General features: G+C 71.0%; 10 protein-coding genes. 1 reads left to right on the top strand and 9 read right to left on the bottom strand.

The genetic code is table 11. From position 1 onward, the window contains the following. Nucleotides 1-85: 85 nt before the first annotated feature. Nucleotides 86-1681 (bottom strand): glutamine-hydrolyzing GMP synthase, encoded by a 1596-nt coding sequence (gene guaA, locus ACFO27_RS12100; RefSeq protein ID WP_376817550.1) that lies wholly within the window; start codon nucleotides 1679-1681, stop codon nucleotides 86-88. Nucleotides 1682-1900: 219 nt separating this feature from the next. Between guaA and ACFO27_RS12095 the strand changes: the two genes are divergently transcribed. Further along, nucleotides 1901-3211, top strand: coding sequence for a YbfB/YjiJ family MFS transporter (locus ACFO27_RS12095; protein WP_376817549.1), 1311 nt, complete (start codon nucleotides 1901-1903; stop codon nucleotides 3209-3211). An 18-nt stretch (nucleotides 3212-3229) separates the two neighbouring features. On the opposite strand, the gene ACFO27_RS12090 is transcribed toward ACFO27_RS12095, so the two are convergent. The 8 genes from ACFO27_RS12090 to ACFO27_RS12055 all read right to left on the bottom strand — a co-directional run. Then, a complete protein-coding gene (locus ACFO27_RS12090) occupies nucleotides 3230-4438 on the bottom strand; it encodes a M20 aminoacylase family protein (RefSeq protein WP_376817548.1) in 1209 nt (402 codons plus the stop codon). A 4-nt stretch (nucleotides 4439-4442) separates the two neighbouring features. Continuing rightward, on the bottom strand, nucleotides 4443-5903 hold the full coding sequence (guaB, locus tag ACFO27_RS12085; protein ID WP_376817547.1) for an IMP dehydrogenase: 1461 nt from the start codon (nucleotides 5901-5903) through the stop codon (nucleotides 4443-4445). Nucleotides 5904-5997: 94 nt separating this feature from the next. Further along, a complete protein-coding gene (purL, locus tag ACFO27_RS12080) occupies nucleotides 5998-10047 on the bottom strand; it encodes a phosphoribosylformylglycinamidine synthase (RefSeq protein WP_376817546.1) in 4050 nt (1349 codons plus the stop codon). A gap of 59 nt (nucleotides 10048-10106) precedes the next feature. Then, nucleotides 10107-10661 carry a transcription elongation factor GreB gene (greB, locus tag ACFO27_RS12075; protein WP_376817545.1) on the bottom strand — a complete coding sequence of 185 codons (555 nt, stop codon included), beginning with the start codon at nucleotides 10659-10661 and terminating at the stop codon, nucleotides 10107-10109. Between the two features lie 12 nt (nucleotides 10662-10673). Continuing rightward, nucleotides 10674-11510, bottom strand: a complete 837-nt coding sequence (locus ACFO27_RS12070) for a PHP domain-containing protein (protein ID WP_376817544.1) — start codon at nucleotides 11508-11510, stop codon at nucleotides 10674-10676. A 52-nt stretch (nucleotides 11511-11562) separates the two neighbouring features. Next, a complete protein-coding gene (locus tag ACFO27_RS12065) occupies nucleotides 11563-12528 on the bottom strand; it encodes an alpha/beta fold hydrolase (RefSeq protein ID WP_376817543.1) in 966 nt (321 codons plus the stop codon). A 147-nt stretch (nucleotides 12529-12675) separates the two neighbouring features. Further along, on the bottom strand, nucleotides 12676-14085 hold the full coding sequence (gene lpdA / locus ACFO27_RS12060) for a dihydrolipoyl dehydrogenase (protein WP_376817542.1): 1410 nt from the start codon (nucleotides 14083-14085) through the stop codon (nucleotides 12676-12678). A gap of 5 nt (nucleotides 14086-14090) precedes the next feature. Further along, on the bottom strand, nucleotides 14091-15047 hold a 957-nt coding region (locus ACFO27_RS12055; protein WP_376817541.1), incomplete at its 5' end, for a dihydrolipoamide acetyltransferase family protein.

The raw sequence follows: 15047 nt of genomic DNA, 5'->3' as shown, positions 1-15047 counted from the left end.
AGACGCAGACGCAAAAAAGCCCGCATTTACGCGGGCTTCAGGGGTGTTTAGTGCTTTTATATGCCAGTCATTGCCAGACGCGGGATCACTCCCACTCAATCGTAGCCGGCGGCTTGCTCGACACATCATACGTCACCCGATTGATTCCCCGCACCTCGTTGATGATGCGCGAGGACACCTTCTTCAACAACGCATAAGGCAGTTCCGCCCAGTCCGCCGTCATGAAATCGGTGGTCTGCACGGCGCGCAGGGCGACGACGTAGTCATAGGTGCGGCCGTCGCCCATCACGCCCACGGACTTCACCGGCAGGAACACGGTGAAGGCCTGGGACGTCAGGTCGTACCAGGACTTGCCGGATTCGGGCTCGATGGTGTTGCGCAGTTCGGTAATGAAGATGTCGTCGGCGCGGCGCAGCAGGTCGGCGTATTCGCGCTTGACTTCGCCCAGGATGCGCACGCCCAGGCCGGGGCCGGGGAACGGGTGGCGGAACACCATTTCGGGCGGCAGGCCCAGGGCCAGGCCCAAGTGGCGGACTTCGTCCTTGAACAGTTCGCGCAGGGGTTCCAGCAGCTTCAGGTTCAGGGTCTCGGGCAGGCCGCCGACGTTGTGGTGGGACTTGATGGCGACGGCCTTGCCGGTCTTGGAGGCGGCCGATTCGATGACGTCGGGGTAGATGGTGCCCTGGGCCAGCCAGCGCGCGGACTTGAGCTTGCCGGCTTCGACCTGGAAGACCTCGACGAATTCGCGGCCGATGATCTTGCGCTTGGCCTCGGGGTCGGCGACGCCGGCCAGCTTGCCCAGGAACTGCTCGCTGGCATCGACGTGGATGACGCGGATGCCCAGGTTCCGGGCCATGGTGTCCATGACCTGCCTGGCTTCGTTCAGGCGCAGCAGGCCGTGGTCGACGAAGACGCAGGTGAGCTGGTCGCCGATGGCCTTGTGGATCAGGGCGGCGGCCACGGAGGAGTCGACACCGCCGGACAGGCCCAGGATGACTTCGTCGGAGCCGACCTGCTCGCGGATGCGAGCGACCGCCTCGGCCACGTAGTCGGGCATGTTCCAGTCGCGCGCGCAGCCGCAGATCTCGGTGACGAAGCGCTCCAGGATGGCCTGGCCCTGGACGGTGTGGGTGACTTCGGGATGGAACTGGACGGCGTAGAAGCCGCGTTCCTCGTCGGCCATGCCGGCGATCTCGCACGAGGGCGTGGAGGCCATGCGCTTGAAGCCCGGCGGCAGGGCCGTGACGCGGTCGCCGTGACTCATCCAGACCTTCAGCATGCCGTGGCCTTCGGGGGTCTCGAAGTCCTGCAGGCCGGTCAGCAGGCGGGTGTGGCCGTGGGCGCGGACTTCGGCGTAGCCGAATTCACGATGGTCGGAAAATTCGACCTGGCCGCCCAGCTGCAGCGCCATGGACTGCATGCCGTAGCAGATGCCGAGCACCGGTACGCCGGCCTGGAAGACGGCGGCGGGGACTTTCAGGGATTCCTCGGCGTAGGCGGAGGCGTGGCTGCCCGACAGGATGATGCCCTTCAGGCCCTGTTCCTGCTGTTCGCGGATGAAGTCGTCGCCCACGTCGCCCGGGTGGATTTCGCAATAGACGCCGGTGTCGCGCACGCGGCGGGCGATGAGCTGGGTGACCTGTGAACCGTAGTCCAGGATGAGGATGCGCTGGTGGTGCATGATGGATGGGCGATCGGGAGGGCTGTTCAAGGCGTTAATGTAACCCAGGCACGCCCCGGGTGTCCCGGCGCGGCAAAGCGATCCCGGAAGGCGGATCGGCAGGTGGCCGGCCACGCGCGAGCGGACCCCGGCGGCATCCGGACGCCCGGCGGCGCCTGGATGCCTTGGCCTGACCGGCGCGGGCCGGTTACAGTACAAGCCTAAAGGAGACAACAGAACATGGCACCCCGCCCTTCCCGCATTCCCCTGCCCCTGGCCGGACTGCTGGCCCTCGCCGTGGCCATGGGCATCGGCCGCTTCGCGTTCACGCCCGTCCTGCCGATGATGCAGGCGGACCTGGGACTGAGCCTGGCCCAGGGCAGCTGGCTGGCCAGCGCCAACTACCTGGGCTACCTGCTGGGCGCGCTGCTGGTCACGCATCTGAGCTGGTCGCCCGCGACCCTGCTGCGGCTCGGCCTGTGGATGGTGGTGCTGATGACAGCGGCGATGGGGCTGGACAGCCACTGGCTGGGCTGGCTGGCGTGGCGGCTGCTGGCCGGGGTGGCCAGCGCCTGGGTGCTGATCGGCACGTCCGCCCTGTGCATCGCACGCCTGAACGCCACGGGACGGACGGAACGCAGCGGCGTGGTGTTCGCGGGCGTGGGCTGCGGCATCGCGTTCGCCGGGCTGGCCTGCATGGGCCTGACCCTGGCGGGGACGACGGCCTCGCAGGCCTGGCTCTGGCTGGCGGCGGCGGCGCTGGGCGGGCTGCTGGGCGCGTCGATGCTGTGGCGGACGGTGGACGACGCCTCACCCGCCGCGGCGGCCGTGCCGACCTCGCACGTGACGACTGCGGCGGACCCTGCCACGGCGCACGCGGCGGCTTCCGGCGAGCCGCCTTCGGGCAAGCCGCCGGCTGCCCAGGCGGCCCCCGCCCGGCAGGCCGGCGACGCTTCGGCCCACGCCGTCCCGCCCCTGCACTGGGGCCTGATCCTGTGCTACGGGGTCTACGGCTTCGGCTACATCCTGCCGGCCACGTTCCTGCCGGCCCAGGCACGGATGCTGGTGCCGGACCCCTGGCTGTTCAGCCTGGCCTGGCCGGTCTTCGGCCTGGCGGGCGCGGTGTCCACGGTGACGGCCAGCCGCCTGGCGCGCCGCTACACCCGGCCGCAGATCTGGGCCGGCGCCCAGGTGGTGATGGCGGTGGGCGTGCTGGCGCCCGCCGTGTGGCATGCCCTGCCGGCGATCCTGCTGGCCGCCTGCTGCGTGGGCAGCACCTTCATGGTGATCACGATGGTCGGCCTGCAGGAGGCCCAGGCCGCCGTCGGCCAGGCCGGCGCCAAGCGCCAGATGGCGGCGATGACGGCCTCGTTCGCCCTGGGCCAGCTGATCGGTCCGATCTTCTTCAGCCTGACGCACGCCTGGTTCGGGGCGTCGCTGGAATTCGCTCTGGTGCTGGGCACGCTGGGCCTGCTGGCCGGCGCCGTTCCCATCCTGCGGCTGCGGCATCCGGGCCGGACTCCGGCCGTCCGGCCGGAAGGACAGCGATAGGCGGCCTTCCGCGCGCCCTCAGCCCGCCAGCCGCTGATGGACCAGGGTGGCGAAGATCGCCGCGCCCTGCGCGAGCAGCGCATCGTCGAAGTCGAATTCGGGATGGTGGCAGGTCAGGCCGTCATGGCCCAGGAAGAAATACGCGCCCGGGCAATGGTCCAGCAGGTAGGCGAAGTCCTCGGACGCCATGAGCGGCGTGACGGGATCGACGATCCGGTCCGCGCCCAGCACGGCGGCCGCCGCGCGCTTGACGTGCTCCACCGGCCCGGCCTGGTTGACCGTGGGCGGGGAACTGAGCAGGTGGCGGAATTCGACTTCGCAGCCGTAGCCGCGCGCCGCGCCTTCGCACAGGCCGCGCAGGCGCTCCAGCACGCGGGACTGTGCCTCGCGCGAGAGGGTGCGCACGGTGCCGCGCAGCACGGCGTGGTCGGCGATGACGTTGATGGCGCTGCCGGCCTGGAACTGGCAGACGCTGAGCACGGCGGTGTCGAAGGGGCTGACGTTGCGGCTGACGACGGACTGCAGGGATTGCACCAGCGCCGCGCCGGCGACGATGGGGTCGTTGGCCTGGTGCGGCATGGCGGCGTGACCGCCCACCCCGCGGATGCGGATCTCGAACAGGTCGCAGGCCGACAGGATGGCGCCGGTGCGCACGCCCACCTGCTCCGGGCCGATGCAGTTGTTGTTGTGCAGGCCGTAGACCTCGTCGCAGGGGAAGTCGCGGAACAGGCCGGCGTCCACCAGCGCCCGGGCGCCCGTCAGGGGTTCCTCGGCCGGCTGGAAGATGAAGACGACGCGGCCCGCGAAATCGGGATCCGCCGCCAGATGGCACGCGGCCCCGAGCAGGATGGCGGTGTGGCCGTCGTGGCCGCAGGCGTGCGCGACGCCGTCATGGACGGAGCGGTGATCATGCGCGCCCGCGTCGGGCATGGGCAGGGCGTCCATGTCGGCGCGCAGGCCCAGGGCGGGCCCCGCGCCCAGGCGGCCGTCCAGCACGCCGATCACGCCGGTGGTGCCGCCATAGCCTTCGTGCACGGCGATGCCCCAGGACCGCAGCAATTCGGCGACGCGAGCCGCCGTGCGGTGTTCCTGGTGGCCCAGCTCGGGGTGGCGGTGGAAGTCCCGGCGCCAGGTCCGCATGGCCTGCGCCAGTTCGTCGCCGATGCGCGCGGGCGCCTGCGCGGCGGCCGCGCCCGGGATGCCGGGGATGGAATCGCTGGCCGCCACCCGGTCAATCCGCCCGGTAGTTGGGCGCTTCCTTGGTGATCTGCACGTCGTGGACGTGCGATTCGCGCACCCCGGCGGCGGTGATCTCCACGAATTCGGCCCGGGCGTGCAGGTCCTGGATCGTGGCGCAGCCGCAATAGCCCATGGAGGCCCGCACGCCGCCCACCAGCTGGTAAATGATGGCGATGACGCTGCCCTTGTAGGGCACGCGCGCCTCGATGCCTTCGGGCACCAGCTTGTCGACATTGTTGTTGGGGTCCTGGAAATAGCGGTCGGCGGAGCCGTCCGCCATGGCGCCCAGGCTGCCCATGCCGCGATAGGACTTGTACGAGCGCCCCTGGAACAGCACGACTTCGCCGGGGGCTTCCTCGGTACCGGCGAACATGCCGCCCATCATGCAGGTGGACGCGCCCGCGGCCAGGGCCTTGGAGACGTCGCCGGAATAGCGGATGCCGCCGTCGGCGATCAGAGGCACGCCCGTACCTTCCAGGGCCTGGGCCACGTCGGCGATCGCGGTGATCTGCGGCACGCCCACGCCCGCCACGACGCGGGTGGTGCAGATGGAGCCCGGGCCGATGCCGACCTTGACCGCGTCGGCGCCGGCTTCGACCAGTGCGCGCGCGGCGGCCGCGGTGGCGATGTTGCCGCCGACGACCTGGATGTTGGGGTAGTGCTTCTTGACCCAGCGGACGCGATCGATCACGCCGGCCGAGTGGCCGTGGGCGGTGTCGACCACGATCACGTCCACGCCGGCGGCGGCGAGTTTTTCGACACGTTCGTCCGTGCCCTCGCCCACGCCGACGGCGGCGCCGACGCGCAACTGGCCCTGGGCGTCCTTGCTGGCCAGGGGGTGTTCGGTGTTCTTGACGATGTCCTTGACCGTGGCCAGGCCGCGCAGCTGGAACTTGTCGTTGACGATCAGCACGCGCTCCAGGCGATGGCGGTGCATCAGGGCCTGGGCTTCTTCCAGGGTGGCGCCCTCGGTCAGGGTGACCAGGCGTTCCTGCGGCGTCATGACTTCGCGCAGGGACACGTCCAGGCGGTCCTCGAAGCGCAGGTCGCGGTTGGTGACGATGCCCACCAGCTTGCCGCCTTCGACCACCGGCAGGCCGGAGATGCCGTGCTGGCGCTGCAGCGCGATGGCGTCGCGCACTTTCATCGTGGGGGTGACGGTGACCGGATCGATCACGATGCCGAATTCATGGCGCTTGACCCGCGCGACCTCGCGCGCCTGCTCGTCGGCGCTGAGGTTCTTGTGGACGATGCCGATGCCGCCTTCCTGGGCCATGGCGATGGCCAGGCGCGACTCGGTCACGGTGTCCATGGCGGCGGACACGAGCGGGATGTTGAGCTGGATGCCCCGGGTCAGCTGCGTGACGAGGCGCGTATCGCGCGGCAGGACCTGGGAATAGGCCGGGACCAGGAGGACGTCGTCGAAGGTCAGGGCTTTCTTGATCAGACGCATGGATGAACTCCGCACAAAGATCGATTATAGCGTCTCCGTCAAGGGTTTTCCCGCCCCACCCCGCCCCGAGTCCTGGATCGTGGCCGCGCCCGGGTCAGGCCAGGTAGGCCCGCGCGTTGCGGAACATGCGCATCCACGGCGTATAGCCGCCGTGCGCGGTGTCGTCCCCGCCCCGGTCGGCCGCGCCCCAGCGTTCGGGCCGCCAGGACATCATGACGTTGCGGGTGACGCGTTCGGGATGCGGCATCATGACGGTGTAGCGGCCGTCGGCCGTGGTGACCGCCGTCAGGCCGGCCGGGCTGCCGTTGGGGTTGGCGGGATAGGTTTCCGTGCGCGCGCCCCGGTTGTCGACGAAGGCCATGGCCTCGGCCACCCGGGCGGCATCGCCCTGGCGGCTGAAATCGGCGTAGCCTTCGCCATGCGCCACGGCGATGGGCACGCGCGCGCCGGCCATGCCGGCGAAAAAGATCGACGGCGAATCCAGCACCTCGACCAGCGACAGGCGCGCCTCGTATTTCTCGGACACGTTGCGCGTGAAGCGGGGCCAGGCGTCCGCGCCCGGGATGAAATCGGCCAGGGCCGCCATCATCTGGCAGCCATTGCACACGCCCAGCGCGAAGCTGTCCGGGCGGGCGAAGAAGGCGCCGAACTGGTCGGCCAGCGCCGCGTTGAAGCGGATGGTGCGCGCCCAGCCCTCGCCCGCGCCCAGCACGTCGCCATAGCTGAAGCCGCCCACCGCCACCAGGCCGCTCATGCCGTCCAGGCGGATGCGGCCGGACAGCAGGTCGGTCATGTGCACGTCCACGGCCTCGAAGCCGGCGGTGTCGAAGGCCCAGGCCATCTCGACCTGGCTGTTGCAGCCCTGCTCGCGCAGGATGGCCATGCGCGGCCGCGCGCCGGTGGCGATGAAAGGAGCCGCCACGTCGTCCTGGGGATCGAAGTCCACCCGCGGCGACAGGCCCGGGTCCTCGACGTCCAGCCAGGCGTCGTATTCGGCCTGGGCGCAGTCGGGATGGTCGCGGCGCGCCATGATGCGCCGCGTGGTTTCGCTCCAGGCCCGGCCGAGTTCGGCCAGGGGGCGCTGGTAGACGATGGCGCCGTCGCGGAAGACCTGCAGTTCCCGGCGCGTGTTGGGCATGCCCACCACGTGAGTGCAATTCGACAGGCCCGCCTGGCGCAGGTGGCGCAGCACGTCGTCGCGATGCGCGCGCGGGACCTGCAGCAGCCAGCCGGCCTCTTCGTTGAACAGGGCCGCCAGGTTGCGTTCGTGGTGCTGGACGGCGACCTGGTCGGCGCGGATCTTGTAGTCGCCGGCGTCGGCCGTGTGCGGGTCGATGGTCAGCATGTCCAGGTTCAGCGACACGCCCAGGCGCCCGGCGAAAGCCATTTCGGCCGCCGCCGCCAGCAGGCCGCCGTCGGAGCGGTCGTGGCACGCCAGGATCCAGCCCTGGGCGGCCAGGTCGCGCAGCGCCAGGAAGGCCGCGCGCAGCAGGGCCGCGTCATGCAGGTCCGGGGTTTCGGTGCCGATGACGCCATAGGCGTGGGCCAGCACCGAGCCGCCCAGGCGCTGGCGCCCTTCGCCCAGGTCGATCAGCAGCAGCACGGAGCCTTCGGCCGCGTCGCGCAGCTGCGGCGTCAGGGTGGCGCGCACGTCGGCCACCGGCGCGAAGGCCGTGACCACCAGCGACACCGGGGACACGACCTGATGATCGCCCGCCTCGTCGCGCCAGGCGGTGCGCATGGACAGGGAGTCCTTGCCCACCGGAATCGACAGTCCCAGGCTCTGGCACCAGTCGCTGACGGCGGACACGGTGTCGTACAGGGCCGCGTCCTGGCCGGGCGCGCCGCAGGCGGCCATCCAGTTGGCCGACAGCTTGACGTCTTCCAGGCGGGCGACGCCGGCGGCGGCCAGGTTCGTCAGAGCCTCGGCCACGGCCATGCGGCCGGAGGCAGCCGGGTTCAGGACCGCGATCGGGCTGCGCTCGCCCAGGGCCATGGCCTCGCCCGCCACGCCTTCGTAGTCGCGCAGGGTGACGGCGCAGTCGGCCACGGGAACCTGCCAGGGCCCGACCATCTGGTCACGGGCCGTGAGGCCGCCCACGGTGCGGTCGCCGATGGTGATGAGGAAGGATTTGTTCGCCACGGTGGGATGGCGCAGCACGCGCTCGATCGCGTCGGGCAGTTCGATGCCGCCGAGATCCAGGGCCTCGCCCGCCACGGCGGCGCGCCCGGCGGCGCGCTGCATGCGCGGCGGCTTGCCCAGGATCACGTCCACCGGCACGTCCACGGGCCGCAGCCCGGCCGGGACGATCTCGCCCGCCGGGCGGTCCAGGCCGGGCAGGCCCTCGTCCAGGGTGACGCGCAGGCGGCGTTCCTCGGTGGCGACGCCGACCACCGCGTAGGGGCAGCGTTCACGGTCGGCGATGCGCGCGAAGCGGTCCAGGTCTTCCGGGCGGATGGCCAGGACGTAGCGTTCCTGGGACTCGTTGCTCCAGATCTCGGCGGGCGACAGGCCGGATTCTTCCAGCGGCACGCGCCGCAATTCGAATTCCGCGCCACGCCCGGCGTCGTTGACCAGCTCCGGGAAGGCGTTGGACAGGCCGCCCGCGCCGACGTCGTGGATCGCCAGGACGGGATTGGATTCGCCCTGCTGCCAGCAGCGGTCGATGACCTCCTGGGCGCGGCGCTGCATTTCGGGATTGCCGCGCTGCACGGAATCGAAGTCGAGCTCGGCCTGGTTGGTGCCCGCCCCCATGCTGGAGGCCGCGCCGCCGCCCATGCCGATGCGCATGCCCGGTCCGCCCAGCTGCACCAGCAGCGCGCCCGGCGGCAGCGGGTCCTTGTGCGTGAGCCGCGCGTCGATCTGGCCCAGGCCGCCGGCCAGCATGATGGGCTTGTGGTAGCCCCAGCGCGTGCCGCCGGCCGTCTGCTCGAAGCTGCGGAAATAGCCCAGCAGGTTCGGCCGGCCGAATTCGTTGTTGAACGCCGCCCCGCCGATGGGGCCCTCGATCATGATGTCCAGCGGTGTGGCGATGCGCCCGGGCGCGCCGCCCGCGTCTTCCCATGGCTCGATGGCGTCGTCCACGCGCAGGTTCGACACGGTGAAGCCGGTCAGGCCGGCCTTGGGCTTGGAGCCGCGCCCGGTCGCGCCCTCGTCGCGGATCTCGCCGCCCGCGCCCGTCGCCGCGCCCGGGAAAGGCGCGATCGCCGTGGGATGGTTGTGGGTCTCGACCTTCATCAGCGTGTGGGCCACGACGTCGTGGCGCCGGTAGACGGTGTCCTGGGCGCCGCCCGCGTGGAAGATCCGCGCCGGCCCGCCGGCCATGATGGCGGCGTTGTCCGAATAGGCGACGATCGTGCCTTCGGGCTGGGCCGCGTGGGTGGCGCGGATCATGTCGAACAGGGTGTGGGGCTGGGCCTGGCCGTCCACCGTCCAGTGGGCGTTGAAGATCTTGTGGCGGCAATGTTCGCTGTTGGCCTGGGCGAACATCATCAGTTCGACGTCGGTGGGATCGCGCCCCAGGTCGCGGTAGGCACGCAGCAGGTAGTCGATCTCGTCGTCCGACAGGGCCAGGCCCAGACGCGCGTTGCAGGATTCCAGGGCGGCGCGGCCCTCGGCCAGCACCGGCACGGCCTGGACGGGCTGGCCATCCAGGGGAGCGAACAGCGCCTGGCCATCGAAATCGTCCGCCACCACGGTTTCGGTCATGCGATCGTGCACGCAGGCGGCCACGGCGGCCAGTTGGTCCGCGTCCAGCGCGCGCGTGCCCAGCAGGCGGCGTTCGGGCACGATGGTGTAGCGCACCCCGCGCTCGATGCGACGCACCTGCGGCAGGCCGCAATGGCGGGCGATGTCGGTCGCCTTGCTGGCCCAGGGGGAAATAGTCCCCAGGCGCGGGATCACCAGGAAGCGCGCCGCATGCCGCTCCGCGGCCGGAACCTCGACCGCCCGGCCGTCGTCCAGCAGCGCCTGCAGGCGCGCCTGGCCCGCTTCGTCCAGCGCGCCGTCGATGCCGACGAAATGGCAGGCCTGCGCGCGGACGTCGGCCACCGGCAGATCCCGGGCGGTCAGGGCGCGCAGCAGGCGTTCCCGGCGGAAGTCGGACAGGACGGAGGAACCTGGGATGATCAGTACGGTAGTCACGGCGGGACGGCTCGGGGACATGGAAAACCATCCATTTTAGCCGCGATCGGCAGCCGCGATCAGGGATCCGGATAGCGGACGTCCAGGACGTCGAGTTCCTCGATTCCCGAGGGCGTGCGCAGGGTCACGGTGTCGCCTTCGCGCGCCTTGATCAGCGCCCGGGCCACGGGCGAGACCCAGCTGATCCTGCCGGCCAGGGGCTCGGCCTCGTCCACGCCGACGATGGTGACCGTGCACTCCTCGCCGCGGCTGTCGCAATAATGCACGGTCGCGCCGAAGAACACCTGGTCGCGGTTGGGCTGCTGGGCCGGATCCACGACCTCGGCCGACTCCAGGCGGCGCGTCAGGTAGCGGATGCGCCGGTCGATCTCCCGCAGCCGCTTCTTGCCGTACAGGTAGTCGCCGTTCTCCGAGCGGTCGCCGTTGGACGCGGCCCACGACACGACGGACACCACCTCGGGGCGCTCGACGTTCATCAGATGCATCAGCTCGTCGTTCAGCGCCCGGTAGCCGGTGACCGTCATGTAGTTCTTGGTCCCGGCGGGCAGCGCCCGGGACTCGGGCAGGTCGTCGTCCTCGTCGCCCTCGGGTTCCTTGACGAAAGCCTTGTTCATGGCATCACTCCACTAAATCCAGTCGCGCCACACCGGCGTCAGGCATTCCGGCAGCGGCGGCACCCGGCCCAGGTCCGCGCGGGGAATGCCCGGCGCATGGAAATCCGAACCGCGCGAAGCCTCGAAGCCATAGTCCTGCGCCACGCGGGCGTAGCGGTCGCACTGGGCGGGCGTATGGCCGCTGGAGACGACCTCCAGGCCGGCGCCGCCGTGCGCCTTGAACGCGTCGAACAGCGCGTCGAACTGCTGCGGCGTGTAGCGGTAGCGCCCGGGATGGGCGATCACCGCCTTGCCGCCGGCCGCGCGGATCCAGGACACCGCCTGCTCCAGGCCGGGCCAGCGCATCGGCACGAAGGCCCGCTTGCCCTCGCCCAGGTAGCGGTCGAAGGCCTGCTGCAGGGACTTGCAATGCCCCTGCTCCAGCAGGTGGCGGGCGAAATGCACGCGTCCGATCAGTTCCGGGTTTTCCACGTGCCGCAGGGCGCCCTCGTAGGCATCGGCGATGCCGCATGCCCGCAGCCGTTCGGCGATCTCACCGGCGCGCTCGAAGCGGCTGCCGCGGATGCCGGCCAGGCCCGACCGCAGATCGGGCTGTTCCGGGTCGATGTTCAGGCCCAGGATGTGGATCGTGCGTTCGCAGAACGTCACGGAAATCTCGACCCCGGGGATGAAGCCCAGGCCCAGTTCGCGCGCGGCGGCGGCCGCCTCGGCCAGGCCGGAGGTTTCGTCGTGGTCGCTCAACGCCCACCAGTCCACCCCCTGCGCATGGGCGCGCGCGGCCACCTGCGCGGGCGGCAGGGTCCCGTCGGAGCGGGAAGAATGGCTGTGCAGGTCGACGTTCAGCGGCATGGTTCCGATGCGCGAAGGCGCGGTGCGGGCGGCCGGCGGACCGCCTCCGGATTCAGGAAGAGGACGCGAGCAGGAAATCGCGCACCGCCGCGATCTGCTCGTCGGAGCGCAGGGTGGGCGCGTGCCCCACCCCGTCGAATTCCACCAGGCGGGCGCGGGGATTGCGCTCCACCATGCGCCGCGCAGTCTCCGGCATCAGGATGTCGGACTGCGCGCCGCGCAGGATCAGGGACGGCACGGGCAGATGATCCCAGGCCCGCCACAGCAGGGCCTCGGCGGCGGCCGTGGCTTCGGGGGTCTGAAGGGCGAACGGCTGGGCCAGGCGCGGGTCGTAATGCTTGATCCACCGGCCGTCCCGTTCGAGGAACACATGCCGGGTGAGCGCGTCCCAGCCGGCGTCGTCATGCGGCCCGAAGCCGGCGGACACGGTCCGGACATAGTCCACCGCCTGCTCGTAGCGGTCGAAACTCAATTCCTGGCCGACGTACGCGCCGATCCGCGCCAGGCCACCGACGTTCAGCGCGGGGCCGATGTCGTTGAAGACCATGCGGCCCAGCGGCACGTCGGGCGCCGCGCCCAGGCCCAGCGGCCCCCTGGGGGGACGCAGGGCGGGCGACGCCGCCGCCATGCCCGCCAGCCCCAGCCCGATCAGCCCGCCCATGGACGTGCCGACCCAGTCCAGCCGCGCCGGCCGCAGCCGGGCGACCAGCGTCACCAGGTCCGCGACGTACTGGGGGATCACGTAGCCGGCCGGATCGATCAGCCAGTCCGAACGCCCCCGCCCGACGACGTCGGGGCAGACGACGCGGTATTCGCGGTCCAGCGCGCGCGCCAGCGGATCGAAATCCCGGCCGGTGCGGGTCAGCCCATGCGCGCAGACCAGGACCTTGTCGTTGTCCGGATCGCCCCATTCCCAGTACGCCATGCGGTGCAGGCCCGCCGGACTGGCGCAGGCGACGAAATCCAGGCGGGGCTCGTCGGCGGGTCGGGGGCGAACGGCGGGGGAAGCGGAAGACATGGGGGCACCTCGTGTCGGACGGACACCCTATTTAAACATGACGGGCGGGAACCCCCGCCCGGCGCGCGGACCGGGCGGCCTTGCCCGGTGCGGTTCGATGCCCGCGCCCGCGCCGGAGGGGGCCGTACCCGGCCCGCGGCGATGCGCTCAGACGTGCAGCGCCTGCCCGAGCGCCCGCAGGGCCGCTTCCTGGATCGCCTCGCCCTGGGTCGGGTGGGCATGGATCGTGTGGCCCACGTCCTCCAGCCGCGCGCCCATCTCGATGGACTGACCAAAGGCGGCGGCGAATTCCGACACGCCCCGGCCCACGGCCTGCCAGCCCAGGATCAGGTGGTTGTCGCGCCGCGCCACCACCCGCACGAAGCCATCGGTCGATTCCAGCGTCATCGCCCGGCCGTTGGCCGCCAGGGGGAAGGACGCGTCGATGGCGTCGATGCCGGCCTGGGCCGCCTGCTGCGGCGACAGGCCCGCCGTGACGACTTCCGGATCGGTGAAGCACACGGCCGGGATGGCCGCCGGCACGAAGCGCCGCGTGTGGCCGGCGATCTGCTCGGCCACGCACTCGCCCTGCGCCATGGCGCGGTGCGCCAGCATGGGCTCGCCGGTCAGGTCGCCGATGGCCCAGACCCCGGTCATGGAGGTGCGGCAGCGATCGTCCACGCGCACCGCCAGGCCGTCCATGTCGAGCATCAGGGAACTGAGCCCGAAACCTCGGCTGCGGGGCTTTCGGCCGACGGCCACCAGCACCTGCTGCGCGGGCAGCACGTCCTCGGCCTTGCCCGACTGGATCCGCAGGCCCTTGCCGTCCTCCGCCAGGCCCAGGACCTGGGTCTGCAGGTGCAGGCCCACGCCCAGGGATTTCAGCGCGGCGTGGACCGGCTTGACCAGGTCGGCGTCGTAGGCGGGCAGGATGCGGTCCTGGGCCTCGATCACATCGACCTTCACGCCGAGCTTGCGGTAGACCGTACCCAGTTCCAGGCCGATGTAGCCCGCGCCGACGATGGCCAGGGATTTCGGCAGTTTTTTGGGCGACAGCGCCTCGGTGGAGGAAATCACCGGGCCGCCGAAGGGCATGAAGGGCAGCGCCGCCGGCTCGGATCCCGTGGCGAGCAGCAGGTGCTCGCAGCGGATGCGCTGCGGCGCGCCGGCCTTGCCCTTGACGACGGGATCGATGTCCACGGTCTTGCCGTCGACGATGCGCGCCCAGCCCTGGACGACCGTGACCTTGTGCTTCTTCAGCAGCGCGCCCACGCCGGCGGTCAGCTTCTTGACGATGCCGTCCTTCCAGGCGACGCTGCGCGCCAGGTCGAGTTCGGGCGACTGGACGCGGATGCCCAGCGGCGAATCGCCGGCATAGCCCTGCAGCGCGTGGAACTGCTCGGCCACGTGGATCAGCGCCTTGGACGGGATGCAGCCGATGTTCAGGCAGGTGCCGCCCAGGGCGGCGCCTTCGACCAGCACGGTGGGGATGCCCAGCTGGCCGGCGCGGATGGCCGCCACGTAGCCGCCGGGGCCGCCGCCGATGATGAGCAAAGTGGTGTTGATGGGATTGGACATGCTGCTTACTCCACGAACAAGAGCGCCGGGCACTCCAGGTAACGCCGGATGCACTGGATGAACTCGGCGGCGTGCATGCCGTCGACCACGCGATGATCGAAGGACGAGGACAGGTTCATGAGCTTGCGCGCCACGACCCGGCCTTCCTGGAACACCGGCCGCTCGACCACGCGGTTGACGCCGACGATGGCGACTTCCGGATGGTTGATGACCGGCGTGGACACGATGCCCCCGAGCGCCCCCAGGCTGGTCAGGGTGATGGTCGAGCCGCTCAGTTCGTCGCGCGCCGCCTTGCCCTGGCGGGCCGCCTCGGCCAGGCGCGCGACTTCCGCCGCGCACGACCAGAGATCCAGGGTTTCCGCGTGATGCAGCACCGGCACCATCAGGCCCGACGGCGTCTGCGCCGCCACGCCCAGGTGCACCGCCCCGTACTGGGTCACCACCCCCGCGTCGTCGTCGTAGCGGGCATTGATCTGCGGGAATTCGCGCAGGGCCAGCACCATGGCGCGCGCCAGGAACGGCAGCAGGGTCAGCTTGCCGCGCTCGGCGCTGTGCAGGGCGTTCAGGCGCGCGCGCAGCGATTCCAGCTCGGTCACGTCGATTTCCTCGACGTAGGTGAAGTGCGGGATACGGCGCTTGGATTCCTGCATCTTCTGGGCGATCTTGCGCCGCAGGCCGATCACGGGGACCTGGATCTCCTCGTCGTGGGAGGCGTAGAGCGTGCCGGTGGTGCGGTTCGAGGTCGCATTGCGATCGCGCGCCAGCCAGGCGTCCAGGTCGCCGTGCGTGATCCGGCCGGCGGGGCCGGTGCCCGGCACGTATTGCAGCGTGATGCCCAGGTCCCAGGCGCGGCGGCGCACGGCCGGCGAGGCCAGCGGGCGCTGGCCTTCGGGGCGCGACGGCGCATGCGAGGCCGCGTGCGGCGCCGACGCGGCGCGCGCGGCGGCGGCCGGGGCCGCGGG

Source organism: Castellaniella denitrificans (assembly GCF_042653765.1).
GTDB lineage: Bacteria > Pseudomonadota > Gammaproteobacteria > Burkholderiales > Burkholderiaceae_B > Castellaniella > Castellaniella denitrificans.
Note: the sequence above shows the minus strand (reverse complement) of the source record. Positions and strands in the feature narration are given on the sequence as shown.

Excerpts from the sequence above, each read along its gene's own strand:
- guaA (WP_376817550.1), bottom strand. The coding sequence starts at position 1,681 with ATGCACCACCAGCGCATCCTCATCCTGGACTACGGTTCACAGGTCACC.
- ACFO27_RS12065 (WP_376817543.1), bottom strand. The coding sequence starts at position 12,528 with ATGTCTTCCGCTTCCCCCGCCGTTCGCCCCCGACCCGCCGACGAGCCC.
- lpdA (WP_376817542.1), bottom strand. The coding sequence starts at position 14,085 with ATGTCCAATCCCATCAACACCACTTTGCTCATCATCGGCGGCGGCCCC.
- greB (WP_376817545.1), bottom strand. The coding sequence starts at position 10,661 with ATGAACAAGGCTTTCGTCAAGGAACCCGAGGGCGACGAGGACGACGAC.
- guaB (WP_376817547.1), bottom strand. The coding sequence starts at position 5,903 with ATGCGTCTGATCAAGAAAGCCCTGACCTTCGACGACGTCCTCCTGGTC.
- ACFO27_RS12095 (WP_376817549.1), top strand. The coding sequence starts at position 1,901 with ATGGCACCCCGCCCTTCCCGCATTCCCCTGCCCCTGGCCGGACTGCTG.
- ACFO27_RS12070 (WP_376817544.1), bottom strand. The coding sequence starts at position 11,510 with ATGCCGCTGAACGTCGACCTGCACAGCCATTCTTCCCGCTCCGACGGG.